This window comes from Aureimonas mangrovi (assembly GCF_014058705.1).
GTDB classification, from domain to species: Bacteria; Pseudomonadota; Alphaproteobacteria; order Rhizobiales; family Rhizobiaceae; genus Aureimonas; species Aureimonas mangrovi.
Window position 1 is genome coordinate 1,743,646 of the sequence record NZ_CP059692.1, and the last position, 12,610, is coordinate 1,756,255.

14 protein-coding genes are annotated in these 12,610 nt (G+C 64.9%); 3 read left to right on the forward strand and 11 right to left on the reverse strand.

The window, feature by feature from the left end:
• Positions 1-84: 84 nt before the first annotated feature.
• Complete coding sequence (locus H1343_RS08210; protein WP_185985562.1) at positions 85-588, reverse strand: polysaccharide biosynthesis/export family protein; 504 nt, start codon at positions 586-588, stop codon at positions 85-87.
• Positions 589-782: 194 nt separating this feature from the next.
• Here H1343_RS08210 and H1343_RS08215 point away from each other — a divergent pair, with 194 nt between their 5' ends.
• Positions 783-1,946: a YveK family protein gene (locus H1343_RS08215; RefSeq protein ID WP_185982461.1), complete on the forward strand. Its 1,164-nt coding sequence runs from the start codon at positions 783-785 to the stop codon at positions 1,944-1,946.
• Positions 1,947-1,963: 17 nt separating this feature from the next.
• On the opposite strand, the gene H1343_RS08220 is transcribed toward H1343_RS08215, so the two are convergent.
• Complete coding sequence (locus H1343_RS08220; protein WP_185982462.1) at positions 1,964-2,173, reverse strand: DUF2842 domain-containing protein; 210 nt, start codon at positions 2,171-2,173, stop codon at positions 1,964-1,966.
• 176 nt (positions 2,174-2,349) lie between these two features.
• Here H1343_RS08220 and H1343_RS08225 point away from each other — a divergent pair, with 176 nt between their 5' ends.
• The gene (locus H1343_RS08225) at positions 2,350-3,441 is read left to right on the forward strand and encodes a COX15/CtaA family protein (protein WP_185982463.1); all 1,092 of its coding nucleotides are present in this window, start codon (positions 2,350-2,352) and stop codon (positions 3,439-3,441) included.
• Between the two features lie 52 nt (positions 3,442-3,493).
• Here the strand turns inward: H1343_RS08225 and argC are convergent, their stop codons facing one another.
• The 6 genes from argC to H1343_RS08255 all read right to left on the reverse strand — a co-directional run bounded on the left by argC (position 3,494) and on the right by H1343_RS08255 (position 9,061).
• Complete coding sequence (gene argC / locus H1343_RS08230; RefSeq protein WP_185982464.1) at positions 3,494-4,414, reverse strand: N-acetyl-gamma-glutamyl-phosphate reductase; 921 nt, start codon at positions 4,412-4,414, stop codon at positions 3,494-3,496.
• Positions 4,411-5,445 carry an agmatinase gene (gene speB / locus H1343_RS08235; RefSeq protein WP_185982465.1) on the reverse strand — a complete coding sequence of 345 codons (1,035 nt, stop codon included), beginning with the start codon at positions 5,443-5,445 and terminating at the stop codon, positions 4,411-4,413. Before speB ends, argC begins: the two co-directional genes overlap by 4 nt.
• 37 nt (positions 5,446-5,482) lie before the next feature.
• Complete coding sequence (locus H1343_RS08240) at positions 5,483-6,466, reverse strand: magnesium transporter CorA family protein (protein WP_185982466.1); 984 nt, start codon at positions 6,464-6,466, stop codon at positions 5,483-5,485.
• Between the two features lie 138 nt (positions 6,467-6,604).
• Positions 6,605-7,078 (reverse strand): 30S ribosomal protein S9, encoded by a 474-nt coding sequence (gene rpsI / locus H1343_RS08245; protein ID WP_185982467.1) that lies wholly within the window; start codon positions 7,076-7,078, stop codon positions 6,605-6,607.
• Positions 7,078-7,542 (reverse strand): 50S ribosomal protein L13, encoded by a 465-nt coding sequence (gene rplM, locus H1343_RS08250; RefSeq protein WP_185982468.1) that lies wholly within the window; start codon positions 7,540-7,542, stop codon positions 7,078-7,080. Before rplM ends, rpsI begins: the two co-directional genes overlap by 1 nt.
• Before the next feature lie 493 nt (positions 7,543-8,035).
• Positions 8,036-9,061 carry an SOUL family heme-binding protein gene (locus H1343_RS08255; RefSeq protein ID WP_185982469.1) on the reverse strand — a complete coding sequence of 342 codons (1,026 nt, stop codon included), beginning with the start codon at positions 9,059-9,061 and terminating at the stop codon, positions 8,036-8,038.
• Between the two features lie 318 nt (positions 9,062-9,379).
• Between H1343_RS08255 and H1343_RS08260 the strand changes: the two genes are divergently transcribed.
• Positions 9,380-10,171, forward strand: a complete 792-nt coding sequence (locus tag H1343_RS08260; RefSeq protein ID WP_246332876.1) for a polyphosphate kinase 2 family protein — start codon at positions 9,380-9,382, stop codon at positions 10,169-10,171.
• Positions 10,172-10,180: 9 nt separating this feature from the next.
• On the opposite strand, the gene H1343_RS08265 is transcribed toward H1343_RS08260, so the two are convergent.
• From H1343_RS08265 to H1343_RS08275, 3 genes are read right to left on the reverse strand one after another with little or no spacing between them, the layout of a single operon-like run.
• The gene (locus H1343_RS08265; RefSeq protein WP_185982471.1) at positions 10,181-10,723 is read right to left on the reverse strand and encodes a winged helix DNA-binding protein; all 543 of its coding nucleotides are present in this window, start codon (positions 10,721-10,723) and stop codon (positions 10,181-10,183) included.
• Positions 10,693-11,997, reverse strand: a complete 1,305-nt coding sequence (locus H1343_RS08270) for a TRAP transporter large permease (protein ID WP_185982472.1) — start codon at positions 11,995-11,997, stop codon at positions 10,693-10,695. The genes H1343_RS08265 and H1343_RS08270 overlap by 31 nt, the downstream gene beginning before the upstream one ends.
• Positions 11,997-12,557: a TRAP transporter small permease gene (locus H1343_RS08275; protein ID WP_185982473.1), complete on the reverse strand. Its 561-nt coding sequence runs from the start codon at positions 12,555-12,557 to the stop codon at positions 11,997-11,999. Before H1343_RS08275 ends, H1343_RS08270 begins: the two co-directional genes overlap by 1 nt.
• Positions 12,558-12,610: the final 53 nt, after the last annotated feature.

Here is a 12,610-nt window from a genome sequence, read left to right on the forward strand (position 1 = left end):
CCACCGCCCGGCATAATCGAGGCGGTTCGTTGCGTTTCACTTAGCGCGACGGGGAGGGGCGGTCAGACCGAACAGCCCGCAGGCTCAGAAAAGGCGCTCGCGCACATAGATCGTATCGCCGGGCACGATCGGATCGGAAGTCAGGACGCGGCCGGTAATCACCTGGCCGGCGACCTGGCGGGTGATGTCGACGCTCTTCTGGTTGGCGCGCGAGGAGAAGCCGCCCGCGACCGCAATGGCGTTCTGTACAGTCATGCCCGGCACATAGGAATACTGGCCGCCCGTCTGCACCTCGCCCATGATGAAGAAGGGGCGATACTGCTCGACTTCGACCGAGACGTCCGGATCCCGTAGGAAGCCTTGCCGCAACTGACCGGCGACGGCGGCCTGGAGCTCACGCGTCGTCTTGCCACGGGCGGGCACGGTGCCGACGAGCGGCAGCGAAAGATAGCCCGCCTGGTCCACCGAATAGCTGTTGGTGATGCCTTCCTCCTCGAAGACTGTCACGCGCACGCGATCGCCGGTGTCGAGATGGTAAGGCCCGCTCAGTCCCTCGTGGAAGGCCTGCGGTACCGGCTCGTAACTCATGCAGCCCGAAACGACGCAGGAAGCGAGCAAGGCCACGATGGAAAATCGTAAAGTCTTTGCTGTCACGTTCTTGGCCGATCGTCTTGCGAGGGACACGCTGTGGTATACCGTCGTTAAGGTTAAGCGGCGGTAAAGCACGCCCGATTCTGTCGCTCAGACGGAGGCGGGAATGGAAGGCACAGAACTGTGAGCAGGTGGACATGACGCGGCGGGCGGGAGGCGAGAGGGCGCGCAGGCGCGGTGGTGCTGCGTGGTTCATCGTCGCCAGCGGCCTGACCTTCGCAGTCGCCGCCGGGTTGGCGGCTTCGCTCATTGAGCCCCGGTACGAGGCGAAAGCGGTGGTTGAGTTCGTGGAGACCGCGGACGCGCAGGCCGCAGCCGAGCGCCTCGGTGCGGACGGCCCGGCGCAGGCGGCGTGGCGCCGGCTCGAGGGTGCCATCGAGAACCCGTCGATCCTGGCCGAGGGCAGCGGGGCAGCGCCTTTCGAGGCGCTGAACGCGAGCGTTTCCGGTTCGCGGCTCGAAATCTCAGTTCGAGCGGAAGATCCGCAGGTCGCGCAGCGCGTGGCGGACGAGGCGGCGCTGGCCGCACGGAACGCGGGTGGTGCCGTCCGCGCACTGACCGTTGCAGGCGAGGGACGGCGCCTGGCCTCGCCCATCCCGGCCGCCGCCTTCTTCGCCGGAATCCTCGGTCTTGTGGTCGGTGCGCTCGCCGTGATGCTGTCGCGTCTTGTAGCCCGCCGCCTCGAGCGCTTCTCTTCGCCCAAGCCGAAAGCGCGCCCGCAGCGCACGGTCGCGCGCGCCGCCTCGCCGCGCGAGAGCATCTCACCGCATACGCGCCGGATGCCCGCCACCGCGCCCGCTGCAGTCCGGCCCGCCGACGCCCCGGTCGATCGCGCCCAGACGGAGATGACGATTGCCGAGCCGGAACGGGTAACGCTCGCCGATCTTGCAGCCGTTCTTCGCTCGACGCCCGTCTCGCGGCTTCTCGTCGCGGCCGTCGTCGGACGAGATGGAGCGGAAGGCGCCAGCAGCCGGCTCGCACGGATGCTGGCCGCAGAGGGCGCGCCGGTGCTGCTCGTCGCGCCGCACGCGCCGGCCGCCGCGCAGGAGGTCCGCATCACCCATGCCGCGCCCGACACCTTTCCGGACGGTGCCTCTCTTGAGGCCGTGCGGCAGACGTTCGAGCACATCATCGTGGACTGCACGACCCATAGCGCGGAGGAAATCGTGGCGCTGGCCGACGAGGAGTGCGCTGTGGTGTTGAGCTGCGCGGACGCAAATGAGCAGGCAGTTTCCGCCCGGATGCGTGAACTCGGCGATGCCGGGCTCGAAAGCGTCATTCTCGTGCGCGACTGAACGCCGCGCGAGCGGCTTCAACGCTTGGGTTCGCGCTCCATCCAGCGGATCAGCATCATCGCCGGCAGCACCCATAGGAGGCCGCTCAGCGCGAAATAGAGAAGGTGGACGAGGCCTCCCGCATCCGCGAGATAGGTCGTCGCGATGGCTGTCGCCAGAACCGCGTAGATCACGACGATCAGGACGAGGACGACCGTTCCCACGAGCTTCTTGATCCTGACCGGCATCACCCGCAAACCTCTCGTATTCGTTTGCCCGCACCGCTCCCATGCGGCGAGCGGCGCCTTGCAGTCGGCGCCATTTGCGTTCACATGACGCGCGAGAAGCGCCTGCGCAAGCCTTTGGTGCCAGACCTTTTTGCCGAAGAACGGGGCGGGGCGCTGCCCGCCCGAGGACGAGAGCCATGACGACCCTGCCGCTGATCGGCATCGAGCGCGAGCCCGCGCTGAGCGCCAACGACATTGAAAACAGGCGCCTGATCCGCCGCTGGCTTTATGTAGTCGCCGCGATGATCTTCGCGATAGTGCTCGTGGGCGGAGCGACGCGGCTTGTCGAGGCTGGTCTTTCGATCACCGAGTGGAAGCCGATCCACGGCATCATCCCGCCGCTCTCGGCGCAGGAATGGCAGGAGGAGTTCGACCTCTACCGCCAGATTCCGCAGTACCAGCTCATCAATCGCGGCATGAGCCTGGACGAGTTCAAGGTCATCTTCTGGTGGGAGTGGGCGCACCGCTTCCTGGCGCGCGCCGTCGGCTTCGTCTTCGCGATCCCCCTCGCTTTCTTCTGGCTGACGGGCCGCGTGGAAAGCCGGCTGAAGCCGCGCCTTCTGGCGCTTCTGGCGCTTGGCGGCCTGCAGGGCGCCGTCGGCTGGTGGATGGTCGCCTCGGGGCTCGTCGAACGCACCGACGTCAGCCAGTACCGGCTTGCCATCCACCTGACGCTCGCTTGCATCATCTTCGCGGCCGTCGTCTGGGTGGCGCGCGGTCTGGTCACCCGGCCGCGCGAAGCACCGCCGACACGCTGGTCGGCGATGGCGGGCGGGGCCATCGTCCTGCTGGCGCTCGTACAGATCTATCTCGGCGGTCTCGTTGCCGGCCTCAATGCCGGGCTCACCTTCAACACTTGGCCGCTGATGGACGGGCAATGGGTGCCGGACAACCTCCTGCGCATGTCGCCAGTGTGGGTGAACTTCTTCGAAAACGTTATGACCGTTCAGTTCGTCCACCGCACCGGCGCCTACGTGCTTCTAGCTGTGGTGGCCCTGCATGCCGCGATGGCCTACGCGATCGCGCCGGGCACGAAGCATGCGAAGGGCGCAGGAATCCTTTTGATCCTCGTGCTGGTGCAGGCGGTGATCGGCATCGCGACGCTTCTGATGGCGGTGCCGATCGATCTGGCCCTCATGCATCAGGGCGGAGCGATCGTCGTGCTGGCGGCAGCCGTTGCCCACGCACGCGCGCTCGTCGGCTCCTACGCGCCGCCTTCGAACGCCTGACGCCGAAAGATTTGCGGCCTCCCGAAAACCACTGAAGGATTTCGGGGTCGCCTCAGGCTGCGAGCATCAAGTCCATGTTCTGGACGGCAGCGCCGGAGGCACCCTTGCCGAGATTGTCGAGCAGGGCAACGAGGTTGATCCGCCCACCGACCTTGGACCCGAAGACGAAGAGCTTCATCCGGTCGGTGCCGGCGAGCTGCGTCGGGTCGAGGCGCTTGAGGGCAGTGGTCTCGTCCGACGACGCCACCTCGACCACATCCTGCCCCGCATAGTGGGCCTGAAGGGCGGCCCGCAGGTCGTCGGCCGAAACGTCATCGAGTTGCAGCGGCACCTGCACGATCATGCCTTGCGCGAAACGCCCGACCGACGGAGCAAAGATCGGCTCACGCGTGAGAAGGCCGTGAACCTGCATTTCGGGGAGATGCTTGTGCGAGAGGTCGAGCCCGTAAAGGAAATGCGGCGCGGCGATGTGATCCTCGCGGCCTGCGTCCTCCATTTGCGCAATCATCTGCTTGCCGCCGCCCGAATAACCGGACACTGCGTTGACCGAGACCGGGTAGCTTTCCGGCAGCAGCCCAGCGGCGCGTAGCGGGCGCAGGAGGCCGATCGCGCCCGTCGGATAGCAGCCCGGATTGGCGACGTGGCGTGCATCGCGGATGCGCTCGCTCTGAGCCAGGTCCATCTCGGCGAAGCCGTAGACCCAGGAAGCGTCGGTCCGATAGGCGGTGGACGTATCTACGATGCGCGTCGAATTGTTGCCGCCGAGCATCGCGACGGCCTCTCGCGAGGCCTCGTCGGGCAGGCACAGGATCGCGATGTCCGCCTCGTTCAGAAGGTCCTCGCGCATTGCCGCGTTGCGCCGCTCGGCCTCCGGGATGGACAGAAGCTCCAGATCGCTTCGATCGCCGACGCGGCTGCGGATCTGCAGGCCCGTCGTGCCGTGTTCGCCATCGATGAAGATCCTGGGTTTCATGATCGTCTTTCCCGCTGAAAGGTCAGGTGCTTACGCGCCGCGCCTTGCAGAATGATTCCGCCTCGGCGCGTGCCGGTCGTGCGCTCGATATGGTTGCCGAGGAGATACATCGCCACGCTGGCTCCGGCGATGGCCGTCATATCAGCGTGGTCGTAAGGCGGCGATACCTCCACGACATCCGCGCCGACGACCTGAAGGTTCTTCAGGTGTCGCAGCACGGCCAGCATCTTCGCGCTGGACGGACCGCCCGCGACCGGCGTTCCCGTGCCCGGCGCAAAGGCAACGTCGAGGCAGTCGATGTCGAAGGTGAGGTACACATTGGCGCCGCCGGTGCGCGCGTAGATGCGTTCCGCGATGGCGGTTGAACTCATGTCCTCCACCGCGTCGCCGTGGATGATCTCGACGCCGCAGGTCTCCGGCGCGTGAGTGCGGATGCCGATCTGGATGGAGCGGCCTGCGTCGATCAGTCCGTCATTGGCGGCGGCCAGCAGGAAGGAGCCGTGATCGACGCGGCGCTCGCCGCTCGGACTCTCGGCCAGCGGCCATGTGTCCTGATGGGCGTCGAAATGGACGAGCGCCGTCGGCCCGTGGCGCTCCGCATGGGCGGCGAGGAGCGGGAAGGTGATCGAATGGTCGCCGCCAAGCGTCAGGAGAAAGGCCCCTTGTGCGAGAATCTGGGCCGCCTGCGCTTTGATCGCTTCATGCGCCGTCTCCGGCAGACGGTAGTCGAGCAGGCAATCGCCGTAGTCGACGACCTTCGCGGTTTCGAAGAGATCGAAGCCGAACGGGTATTGCGGATCGTTGTCGAAGATCGCCGAGGCGCGGCGGATGGCTTGCGGCCCGAAGCGCGTGCCCGGGCGGTTGGAGACGGAGGCGTCGAAGGGGACGCCCCAGACGACCGCATCCGCGCCCGACACATCCTTCGAGAACGCGCGGCGCATGAAGGAGAGTGCACCCGCATAGGTCGGATCGCTTGCCGCGCCGGCGAGGGAGGTTGCGGTGAAGGCGTTGTCGATGCTCTTTCCGGCCATCTGCTCTCTCAGTGTTTTCGAGGCGAAACAGGGCCTATCACAGCCATCCCTTCGCTTTGAAGAAGGCAAAGGGGAGGATCGCGAAGAGAAGCATCAGGATCAGCGCGTAGGGGTAGCCGAAGGCCCATGACAGCTCGGGCATACGCTCGAAGTTCATCCCGTAGGTGGAAGCGACGAGGGTCGGCATGAACACCACGGCGACGATCGAGAAGATCTTCATGATCTTGTTCTGCTCGATCGAGATCAGGCCAAGGGTCGCGTCGAGCAGGAATGTGACCTTGTCGACAAGGGACATCGCATATTCGCTGAGTGAATCGAGATCGCGCTGGATCATCTTCAGCCGCTTTCGTCCGTCGCGCGGACCCTTGCCCTGCTCGGGCTCAATGGCAGAGAGGAAGCTGGCCGCGCGCGACAGCGAAACCATGCTCTCCTGGATCAGTGCCACGAGTTCGCCGTTGCGTCCGATGACGCCGATCAGCGATTCGAGGTCACGCCCCTGCGCCTTTTCCCGGCCACGTCTTTTCCGGAAGACCTCACGGGAAAGCGTATCAACGCTGTTGGCGGCCGATTCGAGCCCGTCGGCGAGGCGGTCGACGATGGTCTCGAACAGGCCAAGCATCACTTGCACGCCCGTCTCGCAGTGAGTGGCTCGGGGCTTGGCAGCGCGCGTCAGGAACGTATCGAAGGGTCGCGGGCGCGCGCGGCGAACGGTGACGAGGAGCCGGTCCTTGAGCACGAACGTCACGAGCGTCTTCTGAGGTGGGTCCTCGTCGAGTCGGAACAGCGACATGATGGTCATGAAGAGGGCGCCGTCCTCCTCGTAAAGGCGCGAGGACAGTTCGATCTCCTGCATCTCGGCCTCGGTCGGCACCTCGATGCCGAACCGGCTCTCGACCGCCAGTTCCTCCTCGCGCGTCGGGTCGAGCAGGTCGATCCACACCGTCGCAGCGCTTTCCTCGGGAAGCGTCCCTTGCGGCGCGGCGATCAGGCGGCTGTCGGCGTAATGGTAGGCTGTCAGCATCAGGCATGTTCCACGCGGGCCGCAAAGCGCGCCCTTTGGGAAGCAAGCATGGGGAATGGTGCAAAAAAGAAAAGCCGGAAACGAAAAAGGCCCCGGCATTGCCGGGGCCTTTGAATGGAACGCGAAGCGTCCGAACGATCAGCGCTTGGAGAACTGGAACGAACGACGGGCCTTCGCCTTGCCGTACTTCTTGCGCTCGACGGTGCGCGAGTCGCGCGTCAGGAAGCCACCCTTCTTCAGAACGGGGCGCAGGCCCGGCTCGTAGTAGGTAAGGGCGCGAGAAATGCCGTGACGAACCGCACCGGCCTGGCCGGAGAGGCCGCCGCCGGCGACGGTGGCGATGATGTCGAACTGACCGTCACGCGCAGCGGCGACGATGGGCTGACGAAGCACCATCTGGAGCACCGGACGCGCGAAATACTCGGCAAAGTCCTTGTTGTTGATCACGATCTTGCCGGAGCCGGGCTTGACCCAGACGCGCGCGACCGCGTCCTTGCGCTTGCCTGTGGCGTAGGCACGGCCGTAGGCATCGAGCTTCTGGACGTGAACCGGCGCGCTGACGGTCTCGACGTCGGCCGAGCCCAGATCCTGGAGGGAGTTCAGTTCGGCCATTATGCAGCCCTCGCGTTCTTGGAGTTGAGCGCCTTGACGTCGAGCGTCTCGGGCGACTGCGCCTCGTGCGGATGCTCGGCTCCGGCGTAGACGCGAAGGTTCTTCAACTGGCGACGGCCGAGCGGTCCACGCGGGAGCATACGCTCGACGGCCTTCTCGAGCACGCGCTCGGGGAACCGGCCTTCGAGGATCTCGCGCGCCTTGCGCTCCTTGATGCCGCCGGCATAGCCGGTGTGCCAGTAATAGGTCTTGTCCTGGTATTTCTTGCCCGTGAACACGACTTTGTCGGCGTTGACGATGATGATGTTGTCACCGTCGTCGACATGAGGGGTGAAAGTAGGCTTGTGCTTGCCGCGAAGGCGAAGCGCGACGAGGGAGGCGAGGCGGCCGACGACGAGCCCTTCGGCGTCGATCAGCACCCACTTCTTCTCCACCGTCTCGGTCTTCTGCGAGAAGGTTTTCATGGTCGAACCCTTGGGTAATGCGGTTGCCGGAAAACCGGCCTTCGGCCGCAATCAACCCGGGACCGCGACGTCGAAGCGGCCTTCTAGATGCACGCCGTGCCAATTGCAAGCATTTCGGCAATGCTCTCTTCGATAAAAGTCAAGCAAAAACAATGATATGGAAAATATGGTATCATGATACCGTAAAATAGCACGCGTCATTGGACGAAAAACGACCGGGCAGAGCTTCGCAAACACAAAGGGCTCCCTCGAAGGACGGGGCGTCCCATGTTCGTGCCCCTCATTCAGTTGAGAGATGCGGCCTCCATGAGATGGAAGCGATTGACGAGATGGCGCTCGTAACCGTCGGATCACTTCACGCTGCTCTACCGGACTTCAGCTTTTGTCGTTTTCAATGAACGAAGGAATTGATGCGTCTTTCGAAAGTGTTCAGAAAGACACAAAGGGCACCCCGTTCCAGGATGCCCTTTCAACCGTCTCAACAGACAGAAAATCAGCCCTCGATCTCGATCAAGATTTCGTTGCGGCGCATGAAACCCGGCGTCCAGGGCGGGTTGTAGAACGCGTAAATCGGGTCACCCTTCTGCTTGAGACCCTCGTCGGAAAGGTAGTTGTAGAGGGCCATGAGCTTGCGGCTGGCGAGCGAGGCGCTGAACGTTCCGCTGAAGCGGATAGCGGCCATGCGCCGGGCGGGCACTTCCTCGATTTTCACGTCGCCCCCGTTCGGCGTCGGCAGGCTGGCTTTGGTGTACTTCTTCGGCATCACGAACCGGATCGCCCAGCCCTTGCGGCCCTCAGCTTCCGAGAGCTGTTGGAGCACGGGGACGGTCATCGCGATCTTCTTGCCCGAGCGATTATTCGCGCGGATATAGTCGTAGAGCGTCTCGAAACCGCGGCTGCGCGCCTTCTCGTGGTAGCCGCTCTTGACCGTCTCGGCGATGAGCATCGCGTCGTAATCGCGAATCTCGACTTCGCCGCCGCTGCGCACCGTCTCGTAGTCCGGCTCCTCCGCATGGTCGGCGATCTTTTTGGTCACGTAGAAGGCCGCGCCGAGTGCGAGGATCGCGCCGCCAGCAACCAGTGCAGTCGTCAACTCGGGTCGCTCGCGCAGGTAATCGATGCCGCGCTGCGTATCCATACCGCGCTTGAAGCTCTTAGCGCGCGGCGCACGAAGCTCAGGCCAGTGAAAATTGCTCAATTTCGGCAGATGGTCGCGCGCGTCGGACGCGGTCTCGCGGAGGGAGCGCTGCGCGCGGTCCAGGGAGGCGCGCGCATCGGAGGCCGAGGGAACCGACCAGCCCGTCGCGAACGAGGGAAGATAGCGCGACGCCGTGCTATGATGCGTGAGGCCGGGAAGGCGCGCAATCTGATGCTCGACCGAGCGTCCAAGGCGTTCGAACGCCGAGGGCTTGGGGTTCACCCGCTCCGCAATCTGGCTCTCGAGGTCGCCGATCCTATCGCCGATATCACCGATGGCGTCGCTGAGGCGCTCGTAGGCCGTTGGCTTGTCGCGGAACATCATTGTCTCCTGCTGGTCGTGCGGAACGGACCGGCCGGTCGGCAGGCCCTCGCGTGCGGAAAGTCCAACCGCCTAACGTATCAGCAGCGGCTTGGTTGCGGCGCAAGGACGCGGCTTCCCATCCTGTTGACATAGGTGCAACCGAATGCGCCCGAGCGCTCTTATGTGGGCATCAGGTGCTTCATGACCTGATACTCCAGCCAAACTGGGCGGCCTAGCGCCGCCCCTTTTTGCGTTCGGCGACCGGTCCGGTCCATCATCGTCGTTTTAGGAAGGTTTTGTATCGACATGGGCCAAGACGGGACGAAGGACGGCGCGGTGCACTTGGCGAAGCTCGATTACGATGCGACGCTTGCGAAGAAGGAGTACGAGGAGCGTCTGGACGCTGTTCAGACACGGTTCCGGCGTATCCAGCAGGCCTATCTCCACACCGGAAACAGCGCAGCGATCGTGTTCGAGGGCTCGGACGCGGCCGGGAAGGGCGGCACCATCCGAAGGCTGTCCGCCGTCCTCGATCCACGCGGCTTCAAGGTCTGGCCAATCGCCGCTCCCGAGCCGCGCGATCTGCGACGGCACTATCTGGCGCGTTTCTGGGAGAAGCTCCCGATAACCGGCGAGATCGCCGTCTTCGACCGATCATGGTATGGTCGCGTCCTCGTCGAGCGGATCGAGGGGTTCGCCAAGGACGAGCAATGGCGGCGCGCCTACCGCGAGATCTGCGGTTTCGAGAAGACACTTGTGGATGCGGGAACGCGCATCGTGAAAGTGTATCTTGCGATCACCGCCGAGGCGCAGTTCCAGCGTTTCGAAAAACGCATGAACGATCCGCTGAAACGCTGGAAGCTCTCCTATGAGGACTTCCGCAACCGCGACCGATGGGACGACTACCGCGTCGCGGCAGAGGAAATGTTCGCGCGAACGAACTCCGAGGAGGCTCCGTGGCATGTCGTCCCGGCCAACGACAAGCGCTATGCCCGCGTGACCGCGCTGGAGGCCATCGCCGAGCATTTGGCGCGTGGCGTGGACCTCGCTCCACGCCCGATCGACGATGCGATCGAGGAGCAGTACCGCAAGATGATCGAGGCGCATGGCGCGGCCCACAAGCGCTGAGCCTTCGGGTCAGAGCGATGCGGCTGCTCGCGCTGCCTGATCGTAAGTACCGGAGAGTGAGCGCAGGAGCGCCGCCAGCCGCGACAACTCGGAGGGATCGTAGCCGAGACTCTGTGCGGTGCGAACGAGCAGTGCCTCGCGGACCTCGCCGTAGCGTCGGCAGAGCTTCGCGCCCGTCTCGCTGACGGCGATGGTCTTTTCCTTTCCGGTGCGCCCGACCGTGACGAGCCCGTGTTCGGCGAGCTTCTTGATCGCGTAGTTGGCCAGATGGGTATCCTCGATGTTGAGGACGAGGCAGATGTCGGCGAGCGTCTTGGGCCGCCCGCGATGGTTGACCAGATGGATGATCAGCACTTCAAGCGGCGACATAGTCGGGCCGCCGGCCGCGGTCATGCATCGAACCGTCCACCGCTGGAAGGCGTGCGTGCCCATCGTCAGCGCGAACTCGACCTCCGAAAGCGGCGGCAGGGCGGAGCGGGCCAGATGGTCGGAGGAGACGACCGGCCCGATCAGCGCCGCCGTCAGTTGCTCATCATCGTTCCGGGAAGCCATAGCGCGATCTGGGGAAAGACGGTGAGAAGGGCCGTCGCGAGGACGAGGATGAGGAAGAAGGGCAGCGCATACAGTGCGACCCGGAAGATGCTCTGGCCGGTGATGGACTGGATTACGAACAGGTTGAACCCGACGGGCGGCGTGATCTGGCTCATTTCCACCACCAGCACGAGGAAGACGCCGAACCAGATCGGGTCTATGCCCGCGGCCAGCACCATCGGCAGGATCACCGAGGTCGTCAGCACCACGATCGATATCCCGTCGAGGAAGCAGCCCAAGACGACGAAGAAGACGAGGAGGACTGCGATCAGCGCGTATTGCGAGAAGCCCTGTTCTCCGATCCAGGCCGCCAAGGTGCGCGGTATGCCGGTGAAGCCCATCGCGATCGTCAGGAAGGACGCGCCGGCCAGGATCAGCGCGATCATGCAGCTTGTGATAGCCGAGCCCTTAAGAGAGGCGACGAAGCCCTCGCGGTCGAGCCCGCCGGTGAAGCCGGCGATCGCCAGCGCGCCGACGACGCCGACGACGGCTGCTTCGGTCGGCGAGGCGAGGCCGCCGTAGATCGAGCCGATGACGGCGACGATCAGGAGCACGGTCGGCAGGAGGAGGCCGAGCGCGCGGAAGCGCTCGCCCCAGCCCGGCGCCGGCTCTGGCTCGGGCATCTTCTCCCTGTTCAGCAATGCCCAGACCATGATGAAAGCCGAAAACATCACCGCCAGCATCACGCCGGGCACGACGCCGGCGAGGAACAGACGCGCGATGCTCTGTTCGGTCGCCGCGCCGTAGACGATCATGATGATGGAGGGCGGGATCAGGAAGCCGAAGGTGCCGGCGCCGGCGAGCGTACCGATCGCCATGCGCGGATCGTAACCGCGCCGCCCGAGTTCGGGCAGCGACATGCGTCCGACGGTCGCCGTCGTCGCGGCGGAAGAGCCCGAGACGGCGGCGAAGAGGGCGCAGCCGAAAACGTTGACGTGCAGGAGCCGGCCGGGCAGGCGCCGCGTGAAGGGGGCGAGGCCCTCGAACATGTCGGAGGAGAGGCGGGAGCGGAACAGGATTTCGCCCATCCAGATGAACATGGGCAGGGCGGTGAGGTCCCAACTGTTCATTGCGCCCCATACACGCCGGGCGAAGACGGCGTCGACAGGAGCGGAAGAGGCGATTCCCATCGCAACGAGTCCGACGGCCATGAGGGCGAAGCCGACCCACAGGCCCGCGAGAAGGAGCCCGAAAAGGACTGCGACCAGAAGAAGCGCAATGAGGCCGACGTCCATCAGTGGGCTCCCTCGCCGGCGCCACGCGCGCGCTCGGCTTGCCGGAAGGCGGGATCGCCGCCCCGAAGAAGGGTGACGAGTTCGTCGAGAAGCGCGACGGCGAGGATCACGATGCCGGCCGTCATCACGAATTGCGGGATCCAGAGCGAGATCGGGACGAGGCCGTAGGACAGGGAGCCCCGGTCGTAGGATGCCAGGGTCTGCGCCCCGACCGCCCAGGCGGCGAAGACGGCAAGGCCGAGGGCGACGAGAATGACGAACGCCGTCAGGACCTTGTCAGCCACCGGGCCGAGGAAGCCCACGAGGAGCGTGACGCGAACGTGACCCGCCGCGCGCAGGGCGGCCGGTATCGCGAGGAACGCGGAGGCAACGAACAGGAAGCCGCCGATCTCGGTAATCGAAGGGATGGCAAAGCCATAGCGCCCGAAGCCGAGGAGAACGGCGACCCGATCGACGATCCGGCCGAGGACCTGAACCGTGACGAGCGCCGCGATCAGCATCATGGAGAGGCAGGCGCCGAAAAGGGCCGTGCCGTAGAGGGCATCGAGTGCCTTGCGCATTCAGGTCATCCCCGGAAGATGAAGTCCAGGCAGGGTCTTGGGCCTGCCCGGAG